Consider the following 18,395-nt stretch of genomic DNA (forward strand, 5'->3'; position numbering starts at 1 on the left):
TTTGAAGGCCCTCCAAGAGGTATATGATAGGAAAAGGCTGATGCTCGAATTGAAAAGCATCAGCCTTTACTAATATATTTTCGGCATCACTCAGTGGATACGGCAGGATCCGCCTGTTCTTTAACTGGAACGACCTGAAGGAAGTGCTGTTCAGGATTTTGAAGCAGTGTCTCTAAAGAGGCCGCTTCTTCGGGTTGGCCATGATCTTTCAAGAGGGCCGTGTATTTGCCCATAAGTTCGGCCACATCCTGCTGGCCTTTTGTGGAAAGGGGCTCAATGGAAATCTTTGCCCCTTTCGCAACCCGTTTCTTAATGACCTCTTTGGTTAATCCAGATTCGGGCTGTTGCCGTAAATAAACGACACCGCCTGTCATCCCTGCGCAAATCCATGGACCAGGATCACCCAGAACTAAACCTCTTCCATTTGTCATGTATTCAAAAGCGAATCCCTTAATATTGGAAGTTACTGCAATATTACCGTTTTCCTTTTCAGGAAGCGGTTGTTTCAATAATCCCCCAATGATCATATCAGCTCCGGAAAGCCGGATTCCCGCCCTGGCATCGGCATCGCCTTGGGCAATGAGGAGACCATGCTGTGCACCGTAACCAAAGCCTTTACCGACGGAGCCATTGTAGAACTTCCCATCTTTTCCTCGAGATTTAAAGATGGCAATATTACCGCCAATCGATGTTTTGCCAATGCCATCCTGGGCACCGCCATTCACGCTGATTGAAATTCCCTCCGTATTGTATGCCCCAAGTCCATTACCCGGGATGGAACCATCCTGGTAGGATAGGTGAACGGGAGGAAGTTTTTTGTATGATCCATCCAATCTGCCCCTAACGCGGTGACAGGACACCCTGCTGCCGAGTACACGCTGCTCGGAAGTGATCGAGCTATAACTTCGGGATTGCTGCAGATCATCTACATGCGAATCAAGATATTCAGCGCCAACGGCTACCTGCATGGAGCCTTCATTCAAATATGCCGCCGTTTCTTTATGGGAGAACGGTGTTATATCCAGGTTTTTCAATAAATAGGTTAAATCCAATGATTGTTGACCTTTAACTTGCTGTAGCAAATCGGAACGTCCGACGATATCCTGAAGATTCTTCACCCCAAGTGATCCGGTCAAAGATTTGAGTTCTTTTGCAAATGCACTGAACATGTTCGTTAATCCTTGAACGGCTAAATCAAATTTTCGTGGAACAAAACGGCGCAGCCCATGTTCTTTCGCCTGTGCTTCCGATTCAATTTGGGTGGCGATTCCCACATGGCAAGTATCAAGGTGACATCCGCGGCATGTTGTACAGCCGACGGCAATCATCGATAGGGTCCCGAAACCTACACGGTTTGCACCAAGCAGCATTACCTTCAATACATCCATCGAGCTTTTTAACCCACCGTCAGCCCAAATTTCAACATTCTGTCGGATACCTGACTCAAGCAGTGCATTATGGGCCGCTTTTACACCAATCTCAACTGGTAGACCGACATGTGCAAGTGCATGGATCCTGGCAGCACCCGTTCCGCCATCAAAACCAGACAGCGTTATGATATCGGCCCCCGCTTTTGCAACGCCGACAGCAATCGTACCAATGTTTGGAACGACTGGTACTTTGACGGCAACTTTTGCTTTGTCATTTGCCGTTTTTAGCTCATGGATCATTTGCGCCAAATCTTCAATTGAGTATATATCATGGTTATTGGAAGGGGAGATCAAATCGGAACCGATTGTTGCATTTCGGGCTTCTGCGATTTTCGCTGTGACCTTGGAACCGGGAAGGTGACCGCCTTCACCAGGTTTTGCCCCTTGCCCAATTTTAATTTCCAATAGATTTGAAGAGTTCAAGAGCTCTGCGTTGACACCGAAACGGCCGGAAGCGATTTGCTGTCCGCGGGATTTCGGGTACTTGCCCAGCATATCCTTTATCTCTCCGCCTTCACCATTCATGCTGATCATGCCTAACCTCTCGGCAGCTTCCGCATAGGCCCGGAAAGCAATCTCATTTTGTGATCCAAAGGACATGGATGCTATGACGAACGGCAATTCCTGTTCGCCGACCGAAAGACTGACTTCTTCAGAAGGGATGGAAGCATCTGAAGTTTTTAATGATGTCAAGTGGCGGATCGTCGTAGGATTGGATTCTTCCTGTTCGGTGATCTTTTCGCGATAAGCATCATAGTCCCCGGTTGAAGCAACCTCTCCAATTGATTTCCAAATTCTAGGGAAAAGATGGAAGGTCTTACCCATCCGTTCTTTTTCATTGCCGTAATCTTCCGCCCGCTGGATGGCATCTGCCTTGATTTTATCAAAATTATAGTCCAGATCATTGGATCCAAAGAAGTTAGCCACATTTAAATATTTCGCGATTTCCTCATGTAAACCGATGCTTGAGAAAAGTCTTCCATAGCCGCGCAGCTCATGAATGCCAATGGTCGAGATGACTTTTTCAAGCCCTTTCGTCAAGGAGTTATATAGATTGGTAATCCCCTTGATGTCATCTGAAGATAAGGAAAGGAACATATAATAGGGGCTGATTAAGTTGGCCCCAAGACCATAAGAAACGATGATATCATGCAGTGACCTTAGCGATGCTGAACGTAAAAGGATGGAACAATCACGGCGCTTGCCTGTGCGGACCAACGCTTGGTCGACGGCTGAAGTGACAAGGTGGGGATCAAGCCAAAGGTTGCCTTTTTGATGGGCAAGGGCATCATCCAGAACGAGCAGTGTTTTTCCTTCATCCACTGCATTGACACTTTCATCCGTTATCCTGGTCAAGGCATCCGTGATGTTTTCAGCCTCATTGAACGTGCTTGAAATGAAGTGCACGAGTTTTTGATCTTGGTAATATTTAATGAACTGATCATAGCTTGGCTGCGATACGATTGACGAACTCTCATAACCCGTTGATCCTTCAATCAATAAGGGAGTCAGCAGCTCCGTGACATTTCCTGCCTTATTCGCTTCGAATAGGGAAGGGCGTTTTCCGATGATGGTTCTTGTTGAGAAGTGCTCGGTTTCCCGGTCACGGTCAATCGCTGGGTTAGTTACAACGGCCACACTTTCCTTGATGAAATCAGCGATGTTGGTCCGTTGGGGATTAAGTGCTGCCAGTGGCGCATCGTGACCAAGTGAACGAATGGGCTCAGCGCCTTTTTCGGCCATCTGTTCCACTAATTGTACATGTTCCCTTTCCCACCCAAAGGCTTTATACTGACCATTATGAATGGCTTGCGTGTTTGTCATGGAGATAACCTTTTCAAAAACTTGGGGCTGTAAGCGGACTCGGTCATTGGAAAGGACGAAACGATCATTGAAGAGTTCAAATACTTTATCCTGGTAATCCTTGTATGTGTACAATTCAATACGGTCGCCGTTCCATTTCAACCCGATTTTTTCCCCTGGACCCATCGGTTTCGGATCACCGGTATATTCACTGGAAGGGATGATTCCTGGTTCGGAAGTGAACATATAGGATGATTCCGTTTCAATATTCCATAGTGGGCGCAAGCCTAAAGAGTCGACAGAGAACACGGCTTCATCGCCGAAACGGGAGATGATGCCTGCCGGACCTTGTGCAAAATGACCCCATGCTTCCCTTAAATACGTATATAAGTCTTGTAAGTGCTCGGGATATTCCTTGATTTCATTGATGATTGGCGGAAACATAAGATCGACAGCTTCAAATAAAGAGTAGCCATGACGGCAGATGAAAGTCTCGATCGTCTTGTTTAAATCCTGTGAGTCGCTTCCATCTTTAGCGATGGGAACTCCGATCATTTTCGCTTCATCACGCAATTTGGCGATGGTATTGATTTCGCCATTATGACCAAGTACACTGAAAGGCTGGACCCGGAAGAAGCTTGAGAGAGTATTAGTTGAAAAACGATTATGTCCCAGTGTCATGGTGGAGGCAGCCAAAGGGTCTGCAAGATCAAGATAATAGGCAGGGAGCGTATCCCCCGCACCCATCACTTTGTATACCGCATGATGCTGGCTTAAAGATGCAACATGGATGAAATCACTTTTTTCGATGTCGGAAGTCAATTCAAAAAGGACATTTGAGAGCTCCTGGTTATTATTGATGGTGGAGGAACAGGCGAATTGCCAGAACATTGGGTCTTCTTGGATGGCAATCGGTCCCAATGCTTCGGAACGGTAGGCTTTATCCGTTTCGAATATCAACGAGAGACCATGCTGTAGCAGTTTCTCCTTGACTTCGATTTTTAAGTCATTAGCTTCCGTTTTTTTGCTTAAAAATAAATGGCCGACTATGAAGGAATCTTGATCGACGATGCTTGAATCGACATTTACCGCTTCAAGCTTCTTTTTCCAAAGAGCCCGGGGAATATCGATATGGATGCCGGCGCCATCGCCCTCACCATTGATGAAGCCGCAGCGATGGTTCATTTTAACCAGGGCGTCGATACAGGCAAAGATGTTTTCGTTAGTAGGGATTTTCTTTTTTTCGATGCAGGAAACGATACCGCAGGCATCATGTTCTTCCTTGTGAAACTCTTTAAATGTAGCAGGTGTCCATTGTTGGGCCATAAATGTGGCTTGAATAAGGTTACCCTTATTCTCTGCCTTTCACCTCCTGTAGCATGTGTTTAATGGGGAAATATTAGTAAACCCGAACAATAGTCCAAGTTTTGATAGATTGAAAGAAAGTGTATAAATGTATATAAATGTATTCATATCATATCATTTAAATATTCAGAAATCAATTTTTTATACAATGGGATGGATGCTGTGAATGATGGGATTTATGTGGGAAGTGGCCACAAATGCCAATATTAAAGATTTATTACAGAAAAAAAAGAAACCCCCAAGATTGATGTACATCCTGAGGGTGTATAAAAAATGCATAATTATGCTGATTCGATTTATTATATTAGGTTTTTGAATGCATGTTCAACCGCTTTTAGAGTATAAGCGATATCGTCATCCGTGTGGGCGATTGTCAAGAACCAGGCTTCGTATTTGGACGGTGCCAAATTGATTCCCTGGTTGAGCATGAGTTTGAAGAACTTAGCGAACATTTCGCCATCCGTATTTTCCGCCTGCTCATAGTTTTCAATCTTTTCAGTGGTGAAATAGATCGTCAATGCCCCTTTAAGGCGGTTGATGGTGATCGGAACATTATATTGGCGGGCCGCTTTCAGGATACCTTCTTCAAGGATTTTTCCCAGCCGGTCAAGTTCTTCGTACAGACCCTCTTCTTTAAGTACTTCTAAGCAAGCTATCCCGGAAAGCATGGAAGCAGGATTTCCAGCCATCGTACCTGCTTGATAGGCAGGTCCCAGCGGCGCGACAGAATCCATGATCTCTTTTTTACCGCCATAGGCACCAATAGGCAGCCCGCCCCCGATGATTTTTCCAAGCGCGGTCAAATCGGGTTGAATTCCCAAGTAGTCCTGTGCCCCTCCATACATGAAGCGGAACGCTGTGATGACCTCGTCGAAAATGACGAGTGATCCGGCTTGGTGAGATAATGAAATGACTTCTTCCAAGAAGCCAGGGCTTGGTTCCACGATTCCAAAGTTGCCGACGATAGGTTCTACCAGCACGCCTGCAATTTCAGTGCCCCATTTATCCAGTGCTTCTTTAAATGACTCAATATCATTGAAAGGTACCGTGATGACTTCTTGTGCAATGCTTTTTGGAACGCCGGCAGAGTCAGGTGTACCTAAAGTGGACGGGCCGGAACCTGCAGCAACAAGAACAAGGTCGGAGTGTCCATGGTAACAGCCTGCAAACTTGATGATCTTATCCCGTCCTGTGTATGCGCGGGCAACGCGGATGGTGGACATGACGGACTCGGTTCCTGAATTGGTGAAGCGGACTTTATCCATGGATGGTATGGCCTCTTTCAACATTTTGGCAAATTTGACTTCATGTTTTGTCGGTGTGCCGTATAAAACGCCCGTTTCTGCAGCTTTAACGATAGCCTCCGTAATATGTGGATGCGCATGACCTGTGATGATCGGGCCATATGCAGCTAAATAATCGATATATTTATTGCCATCCACATCCCAGAAATAAGCACCTTTGGCATGGTCCATCGCAACCGGTGAACCGCCGCCTACAGCTTTGTAAGAACGGGAGGGACTGTTAACCCCGCCAACGATATGTTCCAATGCCTCTTTATGTAAAAGCTCCGAATTACTAAAATCCAATCTTAAAACCTCCTAAAAATATAAACATATTTCCTCTTAATCATAGCACTTTTCCGTCCGTAAATCTGGGGTCGAAGGCTAGGAAATGTGATTAGTTCCCTGGTGGAAGCGCTGCAACCCTAGAACATCAGGATTCAGGGCCATCATTTTGTTTGCGAAATGGGGCCGGTTCCCAAAACTCCGGTTATGAAAGTAAGAATGGCCAAGATGGTGTCAGGGTTTTCGATGTCGAATGATTGGCGGTTCATTTCGCCCTGGGCTTGGTAATAGATTAGATGACCGGTTCCTTTCTCTTCATTAATGCAAAGATGGAAACTGATGGGTGTGCTTTCGATCGACCCGCTGGAATCCCTTTGGATGACCTGGCATAATAATTCACCGTACTCATCTTCATAAAGGAAGTCATATCGAAGGTCGCAAACGACCTTTTCAATTTGGGATAGTAATAATTTTTTGATATTCATAGCATACTCGTCTCCTTTATATATGTATCTGATACAACGATCATTTCGCCCTGAAAATGGTATTTGGCATCCAAGCATTTTTATTGTCTAAAAAGGTTAGGTTGGATAAACTAATTCATTAGGACAAGAGATTACGGAGGATGTAACAGGATGAGTGATGCAATTCAAGTGAAACAGCTTCGGAAGGAATTTAAGTCGGCATCAAGCCGTACAGGGCTAAAGGGTGCCTTCCGGGATTTACTTACCAGAAATTATAAGATCGTCCCTGCCGTCAATGATATCAATTTTACTGTAAAAAAGGGTGAGATGGTAGCTTATATAGGGGAAAATGGTGCAGGGAAATCGACCACGATCAAAATGCTGACAGGTATTTTGGAACCGACAGCAGGTGAAATCACGGTCAATGGAATGAATCCACATAAAGAAAGGGAAAAGTTCACTCAGACAATCGGAGTCGTATTCGGTCAGCGCTCACAGCTTTGGTGGGATATTGCAGTTCAAGAATCCTTTAGGCTGCTGAAAAAGGTCTATAAGGTAACGGATGAACAATATGACGATCATATGGAACATGTCATCAAGACGCTCGATATCGGACCTTTGCTGGACAAGCCAGTGCGTAAACTTTCACTTGGTCAGCGAATGCGCTGCGAGCTTGCGGCAGCCTTGATCCACAATCCGCCTTTGCTGTTCCTGGATGAGCCGACGATTGGACTTGATGTACTCGTGAAAATGAAGATTCGTGAGTTCCTGAAAGAAATCAATGAGAAATATAATACGACGATCCTTTTGACTACCCATGATTTAGGTGACATTGAAGCATTATGTGAGCGCGTAATCATGCTTGATGAAGGACAGATCATTTATGATGGGGAATTACAGAGTTTGAAAGATAACTGGGCTGAGGAAAAACAGATCCATTTTCAATTCATCGAGCCGATCGCATTGAAGGAATTGCAATCATTGGCGATCCCATTTACTGCTAACTGGGTTTATGATGAGAAAAATCAAACATACATTGCCTTGTTGAAAGAAGAAAGTGATCATATTTCACAGCTTGTTTCGGCTGTTGTAGCTCATTTTAAAATAAAGGACATCAAAATCCATGAAACGTCCATTGAAGAGATTGTTCGCAACATTTACGAAGAAGGCACAGTCTGACTCTCTTATCATTAAGAAACAACGTGTCTATCAAGAAGGGGGAGGGCCATGGGAAAGTATCTTGCAATGATCCGCATGCGTTTTTTGATGATGCTTGCGTATCGAACGGATTATTACACCGGCATTTTAATTTATAGCATCAATATCGGTGCCTATTATTTCTTATGGAATGCGATATATGGAGAAAAAAGCTCCATCGAAGGACTTTCAGGGATGCAGATGACAACCTACGTCGCGGTTGCATGGATGGCGCGCGCTTTTTATTTCAATAATATTGACCGCGAAATCGCTACTGAAATTAAAGACGGCAAGGTCGCCATTGAAATGATCCGGCCTTATAACTATTTAGGCATGAAAACGATGCAAGGCCTTGGGGAAGGGATATTTCGTTTCTTCTTCTTCTCGATTCCAGGAATGCTGCTGGTAGCTTTCATTTTTCCTATAGAATTGCCGCACGAGCCGGCTACGTGGGGGATGTTCGGCATTTCCTTGCTGTTCAGCTTCATCATCAATACACAAATTAACTTATTGACGGGTATCACTACCTTTTTCTTATATAATAATGCCGGATTGATCCGGGCTAAAAGGGTTATCATTGATTTATTTTCCGGTCTGCTGCTGCCCATCAGTTTCTACCCGGGATGGGCGCAGGAAGTGATGAAATATTTACCCTTTCAAGGGATCAGCTATGTACCAAGCATGATTTTTACGAACGGGTACAGTTCAGGCGAAATTGGCATGGCGCTTTTACAACAGTTAATTTGGTGCATCATTCTCATAATGCCGATTCAGCTTTTATGGATAGTCGCAAAAAAACAGCTGATTATTCAAGGAGGTTGACGGGATGTTTTATGTATCGATGTTTTTTCAATATGTGAGTCAATATATGAAAACCAGATTGCAATATAGAGCCGATTTCTTCATGGAAATCCTATCTGACCTGCTGAATCAGGTCGTGAATCTGGTATTTATCTTAGTCGTTTTTGGGCATACCCAATTTTTAAGCGGCTGGAGCCGTGAAGAAATCATATTCATTTATGGATTCTTCCTTATCCCATTTGCCCTTTTTTCTGCCTTTTTCAACATCTGGGATTTTAATGACCGCTATATCGTCAAAGGTGAAATGGATCGGATATTAACAAGGCCGATACATAGCTTGTTTCAAGTCATTTTAGAAAGAATCGAGCTAGAAGCGTTATTTGGTGTTGTGACCGGTTTGATCATTATCTTTTATTCGGGGATTTCATTGGATCTTCAGCTTGCGTGGTATGACCCGATTCTTTTCATCATTTTTGCAATGGGAGGGGCCCTTGCTTATGCAGCCATATTCGTTGCGATAGCAAGCATTGGGTTCTGGTCGGATGCGAAAACATCCATCATGCCAATGATGTACAATATCGGGAACTACGGGCGCTATCCAGTTGATATTTATAATAAGGTCATCCGTTTTGTCCTTACATGGGTGCTGCCATTCGCGTTTGTTGGTGTCTATCCGGCATCTTATTTCCTAAGAAAAGAAGAGTGGTATGCATATGCATTTGCCACACCTGTAATCGGGGTTGCCTTTTTCGTGATATCCGTTTTCATATGGAATCAGGGAGTGAAGAGGTACCGTGGGGCAGGGAACTAAAAAAACCCCTTCAACAGCATTCATGTTGAAGGGGTTTTTGTTTAGTTCCGTTTTTGCTTTCTTTCAATATATCTTGCTTGTGCTTCAACATATTGCTGCTTTTCCTCTTCCGTTTCCGGAATGACCTGAGGTACGTTTGAAGGCTTACCGTCTTCATCAATGGCCAGCATCGTTAAAAAAGCCCGTGCCGTAAGCTGTTTTTCACCTGTTAATAGGTTCTCACGCTCCACTTTCACGAATACCTCCATTGATGTGCGATGAGCACAGGTGACATAAGCTTCAAGGTTGATCGCATCCCCTGTCTTGATGGGGGCCAAAAAATCAAAAGAGTCGCTTGAAGCAGTCACAACGGGTTTTCGACAATGGCGCATAGCTGAAATGCAGGCTATTTTATCAACATAGGCCATTACTTTTCCGCCAAAGATGGTATTGTGATGATTTGTATCCGGTGGAAAAACAAGGTCGGTTAAAAAAGTCCGTGACTGCTGTGTTGGATGGGCTACGTTCTTTTCAATCATTGGCCTTTTGGTTTGGCTAAAAGGTTTTCACGGACGATTTTTGCTGCTTGGACCATGTTTTTCAGGGAAGCGACGGTTTCCGGGATACCCCTTGTTTTCAGGCCGCAATCGGGGTTGATCCAAAACTGGTCTTTATCCAATACCTTGATGCCCCGTTCAATCATATCGACCATTTCTTCCACTGCCGGCACACGCGGGCTGTGAATATCATACACACCCAGGCCAATGCCCTTTTCATATGTTTTTTCCTCGAATGCGGAAGCAAGCTCCCCATGGCTACGGGATGTTTCGATGGAAATAACATCGGCATCGAGTGAGGAGATGACATCCATGAAACTGTTGAAGTCGCAATAGCACATATGCGTATGAATTTGGGTTGTATCCTCAACGCTTGATGTGGATATCAAGAATGAATTCACAGCCCAGTTCAAATACTCGTCGCGATCGCTTTTTTTCAATGGCAGACCTTCTCTAAGTGCGGGTTCATCAACCTGAATCATTTTAATTCCAGCTGATTCCAATGCAATGACTTCTTTTTCCAAAGCGAGCGACAGCTGATAACAAACATTCTCCCTGGAAATATCATCACGGACAAATGACCAGTTCAAAATCGTAACAGGACCGGTAAGCATTCCCTTTACCGTCTTCTTCGTCAGTGATTGTGCGTATACACTTTCCCGGACTGTCATCGGTTCAATGAAATGGATATCGCCGTAGATGACTGGCGGTTTCACGCAGCGGGATCCATAGGATTGAACCCAACCCTTTTCCAGAAAGGCAAAACCGCCTAACTTATAGCCGAAGTATTCAACCATATCCGTCCGTTCGAATTCCCCGTGAACGAGAACATCCAAACCGATTTCTTCTTGGATTTCGATCCATCTGCCGATTTCTTCGTTAACGAATGTTTCATATTGCTGAGTGGACCATTCGCGTCTTTTGAATTTCCCGCGTGCTTGTTTAACTTCAAATGTCTGCGGAAAGCTACCGATCGTAGTCGTAGGAAGGAAAGGCAATTTGAAAAATTCCTGTTGTTTTTGGTAACGCTCTTTAAATGAAGTGTGACGGCCACCGGTCATGGTTTTAACCTTTTCGACTTCCGATTGTACATTCCCATGATTCCGTGCATATGAACTTGCTAACGTTTGAACCGTAAATTTATTGGCATCAACTTTTTCGGCGATTGCTTCAAAGCCATGATTATTCCCTTTGACCAAGAGTGTGATTTCCTCAAGTTTCTCATCAGCGAAAGCAAGGGCCTGTTTCACTTCTTTTGAAAGGGCGGATTCATTACGAACGGTCACTGGGACATGAAGCAGGGAACAAGAGGGCTGAAGCCAGATTTGGTCTTCGGCTACCTTTTTCTTAAGAGTCTCGATCAATTGAATTTTTTTCGTTAAATCAGAAAGCCAAATGTTTTTTCCGTCAATCACACCTGCAGCAAGCACTTTGTCCTTCGGGAAGCCGAATGCTTCAAGATTACTGAGATTCTTCCCTTTATCATGAACAAAATCAAGACCGATTCCTTGGACTTTTAATTCGATGACTTCTTGGTAGTGTTCCACGGCATCAAAGTAAGTTTGTAGCATGATGTTCAGGTTTGGTGCTGCTTCATTCAGCTTTTCATAGATGTAAGTAACAGTTTGCATATCATCCTTGGAAATGGATGAAACAAGAGAAGGTTCGTCCATTTGTACCCACTTCACGCCTTCTTGCTCCAACTCCCGCAGGATTTGCGTGTACAGGGGAAGCAAGCTCAGGATGATGCCGGGGATCTCTTGTTTATTGAAGCCTTTGGAAAGGGAGATGAAGGTATAAGGTCCAATCAACACTGGCTTCGTATCAATCCCTAGCTTTTCCTTTGCTTCCCGATATGCTGCAAGTGGTTTATTTTCTGTTAAAGTCAGCTGTGGCAGTTTTAATTCAGGGACAATATAGTGATAATTCGTATTGAACCATTTCGTCATTTCGGAGGCGACTTCATCATTGTTTCCGCGAGCCATTGAATAATATACGGAAAGGGGAACGCAACCACCTTCATAGTCTGAATAACGTTCAGGAACAAGACCGAACATGACGGACATATCGAGCATTTGATCATAGAAAGTGAAGTCGTTGACAGGAATGATATCAATGCCCTGTTGCTTCTGTTTTTGTAAGTTGCCTAAACGGATTGCTTTTAGTTGTGCCATAAATTCCGCTTCATCGATTTTACCGGACCAGTAAGCTTCCAATGTACGTTTCCATTCACGATCTTCCCCGATTCGAGGGTAACCCAAACTACTGCTTTTCAAAATTCCCATCCTCCTACATTCATTTTATTGAACAATAAAAAAAGCACCCCTAACCGTCAAAAGAGAAAGTTAGAAATGCTTAAAATAAGAGGCATGCAGAATGCCCCTTACAATTATAAGGTCCCTAACACCTCCCTATCTCCCGTAGGTTAAAACAGTGTTGTCGAAATAGGCAGGTCTCCTGACTTAGGGATTATCATTAGCGGCAGGCCTTCCCGATCCGTTGATCAGTGGCATATTTGATGGCGCTAACACTCCCATTACAGTGGCGGGACCGTGCCGGAATTACACCGGACTTCCCTTTTAATCCTAATTAAAAATTAGGAACCTATTCCCACATATGAAATTTCACAAAACCTGCCTTTATAAACTGTTTGCAGGCTAAAAATTTATAAAATAAAAATTATTATAAAAATTTAGACAATCTTAACATACCCGGCCAAAAGGGTCAACTTGGAAAAAAGATTCGGGAAAGTATCCGTTCATTGAGTGTGTGGGTGATAAGGATGAGGTCTGTTCCTAAAAAAGAATATATTGTTTGGACAGGGAGTATGTATAGAAGGAGTGGCGTATTGAAATGGGGCGTGGGGGATGACTTTCTACATCTTGATTGCAGGAATCATTTTTTGCATGGTGATGAGCATTCGTACGTTATTTCTTGTTGAGTCGGGAGGAAAGAAGTTTTCTCTGGAGGATATGCTTTGGCTTGGCAATTTATATGCGACGATATTGGTTGGATTTGCATTGATTTATTTATTATACGAGCTTCAGAATCATTCGGTGATTCTTGATATGGGCAATCGGTTGGATGGCACTTTCTATGAACAGTTGAAGACGTCTTTTTATTTCAGTGCGATGACGATGTTTTCTGTAGGGTATGGAGATATAGCCCCGATTGGCATGGGTAGGATGATAGCTACCATTCAGGCTTTCATCGGGTATACACTGCCGGCAGCGTTCGTGATTCGGACGGTGATCGATCTGGAGCAGAAAGATAGGAGGGATAAATGAAAGTTGTGTTTCTTTCGATTATTGGGTACTCTTACCATAATGAAAGAAATGGAGGGTACAATATGACTGTAAAAATTGGAGAAAAAGCACCTGATTTCAAACTCCCTGCAAACAATGGTGAAATGGTTTCCCTATCGGATTTCAAGGGGAAAAACATTGTTTTATATTTTTATCCAAAAGACATGACGCCAGGTTGCACGACGGAGGCCTGTGATTTCCGGGACCATAATGAGCAATTCGAGGAATTGAACGCTGTCATCATTGGTATCAGCCCAGATCCAGCAGCACGTCATGAAAAATTCATCGAAAAGTATGGATTGCCTTTTCTGCTTCTTGCTGACGAAAATCATGAAGCGGCTGAATCATTTGCAGTATGGCAATTGAAAAAGAACTTCGGCAAGGAGTATATGGGCATTGAACGTTCAACTTTCCTGATAGATAAGGCTGGTAAGGTAGTCAAAGAATGGCGTAAAGTAAAAGTCAAAGGCCACGTCGAAGAAGCGCTTGAAACTCTTCGCGACCTCGAAAAATAAGGGACAGGCAGATGAAGGATGAGCGAATAACGAAGCTTGCAGCCAGGCTGATTCATCATTCGATACAATTACAGCCAAAAGAGAGAATCCTCATACGGGGGCATATCAACACGAAGCCATTATTGAAAGAGCTGATTGATGAAATATACAGAGTGGGTGCTTATCCATATGTAGAACTCGAAGACGATGAGATAAGCCGCCACCTGTTACAAGGGAATGTGAAGGAACAACTTGACACATCTTCGCAATGGGCTCTGAAGAAATATACGGATATCGATGCTGTCATCAACATCACAGGGGAAGAAAACGATGTGGAAATGACTGATGTTCCCATCGAGAGGCACCGTCTTCAAGGGGAGGCCATGAATTCCCCCACTCTTTTCTATGTAAACAACCGACGTTGGGTCTTGCTTAATTATCCTACCAACGCATCAGCGCAAAAAGCCGGCATGACCTTCAACAGGTACCAAGACTTTCTGTTGAACGTATGCACCATGGATTACGGGAAAATGGAGGCGGCCTTGAAACCGTTAAAACAATTGATGGAACGGACTGACAAAGTCAGGATCGTTTCACCAGGGACAGATTTGACCTTTTCCATTAAAGGTATGCCGGCCATCATATGTGCCGGAAAAAAGAACTTACCGGATGGGGAAGTATTTACGGCGCCCATAAAAGATAGTCTCAATGGAAGGATATCCTTCAACACACCCACAACCTATGAAGGAATCACCTTCAGTGACATAGAATTAAACTTGGAAAAGGGAAAAATCATTAAAGCAACATCCAATCGTTACTCTGAAATGAACCAAATTCTGAATATTGATGAAGGGTCCCGGTTTATCGGGGAGTTCGCAATTGGAATCAATCCATACATATTGGAACCCATGGACGATATATTGTTCGATGAGAAAATAAGCGGGAGTCTGCACTTGGCTATTGGGCTTGCATATGATGAAGCGGATAATGGAAACCGTTCATCGATACATTGGGATATGGTCTTGATCCAGCGTCCTGAATATGGGGGTGGTGACATCTATTTTGACGACGTCCCGATCAGAAGGGATGGCGATTTCATTTTGCCGGAATTACATGCATTAAACCCAAATTCTTTAAAATAAAGCCTTTTTTAATAAGGGTAAGGCTTTTGTCCAACTCAAAAAGGGGACACCTGAATATGCTTTATTAAGGGAATACCTCCTCAGAGAAAGTTGCGCGGGACACATAGAGCCCGTGTTTTTTTATGTTAATTAAAAGGGAGAGATAAACATGTTAATACTTTCGACTGTCATTCCGAATGAAGGCATCCAAACGAAGATGATGGAAGCGTTTCCTGATTTGAACTTCAGTTATCAAAAAGGATGGCCGGATGGGCCGCTTCGTGAAGCGGAAATCCTAATTACATATGGTGAAGACTTAACTGAAGAAATCATTGGGAAAGCGGCGAACTTGAAATGGATCATGGTCATGAGTGCAGGAATGGAATTAATGCCATTTAAAGCCATTGAGGAACGTGGCATCCTGGTGACCAACGCAAGAGGCATTCATAAAATCCCGATGGCCGAGTATACGATAGGGATGCTTTTGCAATATGAAAAGAAATTGAAACTGCTTATGAAGAATGAAAAGGAAGAAATGTGGGATAGAAAGATTGAAGTAGGGGAATTGAATGGCAAGACTATGCTTGTGATTGGTGTCGGTGCAATTGGAGGAGAGGTGGCTCGTCTTGGGAAAGCCTTTGGGATGACGACGATGGGAGTGAACCGAAACGGGAAGCCAGTGGAATCCATCGATCACCTTTATACTATGGATAATTTATTGGAAGCCATATCGGGAGCCGATTATATCGTATCCGTCCTGCCAAGTACGGATGAAACGAAGGGCCTTCTGGAAAAAGAGCACTTTAAAGCAATGAAAGAATCTGCAGTATTCGTGAATATTGGCCGCGGAGATCTGATTAACGATGAAGTGTTGATCGAAGCCCTGGATGCCGGGGAATTGTCTCATGCCATCTTGGATGTTTTTGATCCGGAACCTTTGGGAAAGGGTCATCCGTTTTGGAGTATGGAAAATGTCACAGTCACGCCCCATCTATCAAGTAAAAGCGGAGAATATTTACCAAGAACCTTTGCCATTTTCGAAAAAAACATGCGTGAATACCTAAAATCCGGAAAAGACTTCACCAACGTAATCGACTTAACTAGGGGATACTAAAACTCAATGCAAAAATGGTAAAGATTCAATGTGTTCAGGAATAAACTAAAAAAGAATGGTTAAGCCATTGAATTATTGACAAATTCAACGCATAAAAGGTACACTATTTATAAATATTATAATTTAAGAATTCATACTTAATGAGAAAAAGAGGTGGATGACGGTGTCTGAAGTTCAGTTAAAAGAAGCATTGGATTCCTTAAAAGATACCGGTGTAAGAATAACTCCTCAACGCCATGCGATACTTGAGTATTTGATAAGCTCCATGTCCCACCCTACCGCTGATGATATATATAAAGCGCTGGAAGGCAAGTTTCCGAATATGAGTGTGGCAACAGTCTATAACAACCTGCGTGTGTTTCGTGAGGTAGGTTTGGTAAAAGAACTTACTTATGGTGATTCTTCAGCAAGGTTTGACTTTGTGACGACGAATCATTATCATGTAATTTGCCAAACTTGCGGGAAAATTGTGGATTTCGATTATCCTGCATTGGATGAAGTCGAGCATTTCGCTGCACAAGTCACCGGTTTCAATGTTAGTCACCATCGGATGGAAATCTACGGCGACTGTACGGATTGTGCGAAAAAAGAATCGCATTAAAAAAAGTTCCTCCACTTGGTTGGAACTTTTTTTCATGTTATCAAGAAATGATACAATGGTTAAAGACTTCTTAAAAGAGAATTCAGCTAGCGGAATTCTCTAGTCATGCAAGCTTTTTCGGTTATATTTTTCGTTGAATTCTTCGCCTTCCAACTTTTTGTCAAGTGTCAATGGTTCTTCACAATGCATGCAAATATCTACACGCCCTAGTATTTTTGTAGGTTTGCTGCAATTAGGGCAGACAACCTGGATCGATTTTGTAGAAAGCATTCCAATCCAAAAATAAACCCCTGTGCTAGCGATGATGAATAAAAGGCCAAGCCCCATGAAAATCGTCATGACAACAGGATTCGTTTTGAAGAAAAGCCCAAGGTACATTACGATAAAGCCAATGAAAATCAAACTCAAAGCAAAAGTACGTATTTTATTGATTTTGCTAGAATATTTAGCCATGGATTGTCCCTCCTAAAATATAACTTTAACTATAACATAAACAATGGATGGAACAAAAAAGAAATAAAGGATACATATTACTTTTGAATTGAAATAGTTTGGGGTAAGGGAATAAGCAGGAATTTGAAGAGTTTTGTCGAAAATCTAAAAAAAAAGGTTTTGGAGGAATTTATGATGGAAGATATCCTTCGCCCGATTTATCAAGAGCGAGCAAGTTTAAAATCTACACTTGGAATCTTGTTAATAGAAAAAAGAGATGATAATAGCCCGATCACCGATACATTTGACTACATCCTTTTTGTAATTGCAGACGAAGCCGAAGAGGCCGTGTTTTTAAAACATTACACTTACCAGGATAAAAAGGCAGCCTTGCATATCGTAAAGGAAGACCAGTTAAAAGAATGGCTCCTATTAGGCACGAACCGCAAAGTGGTTGACTGGATATATAACGGGAAGGTCCTTTTTGACCGGAATGATTATTTGGATCGTTTGAAAACCGAAATCCGTGAGTTCCCCTTCTATGGAAGGAAGTTAAAGATGGGGATGGAATTCGCAAAGTTAATTCGCAGGTACATGGATGGGAAAAGCTTCTTTGAAAAAGGCCATCATCTTGAGGCATACAACCATATCGTTCATTCCTTGCATCACTTGGCCCGTTTGGAAATAATTGAACAAGGCTTTTATCCAGAGGTTACGGTCTGGAACCAAGTGAAGCATATGGAACCTGAAATATTCAAGTTGTATAAAGAATTGATCAGCAGTGAGGAAACTCTCGAAAAAAGATTGGAGCTTCTATTCCTTGCGAGTGAGTTTCTTATTTATTCTAGGACGAATGCAGGTTCACAGCATTTGGTTGAAATAATGGGGACGAAGGAAGATCCGTGGACGATTGCGGAGCTAATGGAGCATCCGGAAGTAAAGTTTTATTCAGTCGACCTAGGTGTTTTATTGGAATATTTGATAGAGAAAAAGGTCATCGAGGTCATCAAAGCGGAGACAAAAGGTCACGAGATATATCATCGGTTTTACCGGGTATCAAAAAACTTTTAAAAAAATGCAATTTTATTGTTGACCATTAATAATATAGGTGTTATATTAATACATGTCGCTGCGGGACATCAGCTTTCGCAGCTTCATCAAAACAAATAAAGCTTAAAAAAAATAAAAAAACATGTTGACAACAAGGTTGAAAACATGATAAGATGTAAAAGTCGCTTACGAAGTAAACGACACCGAGATTGCTCTTTGAAAACTGAACAAAACAAAGCGCCAACGTTAAATTTTAAGTGAGCACACACTATCAAAAAAGCAAATGAGCAAGTCAAACATTTC

At 42.9% G+C, this 18,395-nt stretch carries 15 protein-coding genes and 1 riboswitch; of the genes, 9 read left to right on the forward strand and 6 right to left on the reverse strand.

The genetic code is table 11. From position 1 onward, the window contains the following. Positions 1–86: 86 nt before the first annotated feature. From BW986_RS23060 to BW986_RS23070, 3 genes are all read right to left on the reverse strand, one after another. Positions 87–4,559: a glutamate synthase-related protein gene (locus BW986_RS23060; protein WP_076371157.1), complete on the reverse strand. Its 4,473-nt coding sequence runs from the start codon at positions 4,557–4,559 to the stop codon at positions 87–89. 338 nt (positions 4,560–4,897) lie between these two features. Next, on the reverse strand, positions 4,898–6,187 hold the full coding sequence (locus tag BW986_RS23065; protein ID WP_076371159.1) for a glutamate-1-semialdehyde 2,1-aminomutase: 1,290 nt from the start codon (positions 6,185–6,187) through the stop codon (positions 4,898–4,900). A 143-nt stretch (positions 6,188–6,330) separates the two neighbouring features. Then, positions 6,331–6,651 carry a hypothetical protein gene (locus BW986_RS23070; protein ID WP_076371161.1) on the reverse strand — a complete coding sequence of 107 codons (321 nt, stop codon included), beginning with the start codon at positions 6,649–6,651 and terminating at the stop codon, positions 6,331–6,333. Positions 6,652–6,801: 150 nt separating this feature from the next. Between BW986_RS23070 and BW986_RS23075 the strand changes: the two genes are divergently transcribed. From BW986_RS23075 to BW986_RS23085, 3 genes are read left to right on the forward strand one after another with little or no spacing between them, the layout of a single operon-like run. Then, positions 6,802–7,809, forward strand: a complete 1,008-nt coding sequence (locus BW986_RS23075; protein WP_076371163.1) for an ABC transporter ATP-binding protein — start codon at positions 6,802–6,804, stop codon at positions 7,807–7,809. Positions 7,810–7,857: 48 nt separating this feature from the next. Next, positions 7,858–8,649: an ABC transporter permease gene (locus tag BW986_RS23080; protein WP_076371165.1), complete on the forward strand. Its 792-nt coding sequence runs from the start codon at positions 7,858–7,860 to the stop codon at positions 8,647–8,649. Between the two features lie 4 nt (positions 8,650–8,653). Further along, a complete protein-coding gene (locus BW986_RS23085) occupies positions 8,654–9,439 on the forward strand; it encodes an ABC transporter permease (protein WP_076371167.1) in 786 nt (261 codons plus the stop codon). Between the two features lie 41 nt (positions 9,440–9,480). On the opposite strand, the gene BW986_RS23090 is transcribed toward BW986_RS23085, so the two are convergent. Together BW986_RS23090 and metE are read right to left on the reverse strand one after the other, a co-directional pair. Beyond that, on the reverse strand, positions 9,481–9,957 hold the full coding sequence (locus BW986_RS23090) for an acyl-CoA thioesterase (RefSeq protein WP_076371169.1): 477 nt from the start codon (positions 9,955–9,957) through the stop codon (positions 9,481–9,483). After that, complete coding sequence (gene metE / locus BW986_RS23095) at positions 9,954–12,260, reverse strand: 5-methyltetrahydropteroyltriglutamate--homocysteine S-methyltransferase (protein WP_179086145.1); 2,307 nt, start codon at positions 12,258–12,260, stop codon at positions 9,954–9,956. The genes BW986_RS23090 and metE overlap by 4 nt, the downstream gene beginning before the upstream one ends. Positions 12,261–12,405: 145 nt before the next feature. Then, positions 12,406–12,598, reverse strand: a riboswitch (cobalamin riboswitch). A 244-nt stretch (positions 12,599–12,842) separates the two neighbouring features. On the opposite strand from metE, the gene BW986_RS23100 reads away from it, so the two are divergent. The 5 genes from BW986_RS23100 to perR all read left to right on the forward strand — a co-directional run bounded on the left by BW986_RS23100 (position 12,843) and on the right by perR (position 16,610). Further along, complete coding sequence (locus BW986_RS23100) at positions 12,843–13,262, forward strand: potassium channel family protein (protein WP_063234840.1); 420 nt, start codon at positions 12,843–12,845, stop codon at positions 13,260–13,262. A 62-nt stretch (positions 13,263–13,324) separates the two neighbouring features. Next, complete coding sequence (bcp, locus tag BW986_RS23105; protein WP_076371211.1) at positions 13,325–13,795, forward strand: thioredoxin-dependent thiol peroxidase; 471 nt, start codon at positions 13,325–13,327, stop codon at positions 13,793–13,795. 11 nt (positions 13,796–13,806) lie between these two features. After that, positions 13,807–14,916: an aminopeptidase gene (locus tag BW986_RS23110; RefSeq protein WP_076371173.1), complete on the forward strand. Its 1,110-nt coding sequence runs from the start codon at positions 13,807–13,809 to the stop codon at positions 14,914–14,916. Between the two features lie 148 nt (positions 14,917–15,064). Then, entirely contained in the window at positions 15,065–16,009 is a 945-nt protein-coding gene (locus BW986_RS23115; protein WP_076371175.1) for a D-2-hydroxyacid dehydrogenase, read from the forward strand. A gap of 157 nt (positions 16,010–16,166) precedes the next feature. Continuing rightward, positions 16,167–16,610, forward strand: coding sequence for a peroxide-responsive transcriptional repressor PerR (gene perR / locus BW986_RS23120; RefSeq protein WP_076371177.1), 444 nt, complete (start codon positions 16,167–16,169; stop codon positions 16,608–16,610). A 99-nt stretch (positions 16,611–16,709) separates the two neighbouring features. Here the strand turns inward: perR and BW986_RS23125 are convergent, their stop codons facing one another. Further along, entirely contained in the window at positions 16,710–17,063 is a 354-nt protein-coding gene (locus tag BW986_RS23125) for a YgzB family protein (RefSeq protein WP_076371179.1), read from the reverse strand. 174 nt (positions 17,064–17,237) lie between these two features. On the opposite strand from BW986_RS23125, the gene BW986_RS23130 reads away from it, so the two are divergent. Then, complete coding sequence (locus BW986_RS23130; protein WP_076371181.1) at positions 17,238–18,113, forward strand: nucleotidyltransferase-like protein; 876 nt, start codon at positions 17,238–17,240, stop codon at positions 18,111–18,113. The last annotated feature ends 282 nt before the right edge of the window (positions 18,114–18,395 follow it).

The sequence above is a fragment of the Peribacillus simplex genome (genome assembly GCF_900156045.1).
Taxonomy (GTDB): Bacteria; Bacillota; Bacilli; order Bacillales; family DSM-1321; genus Peribacillus; species Peribacillus simplex_D.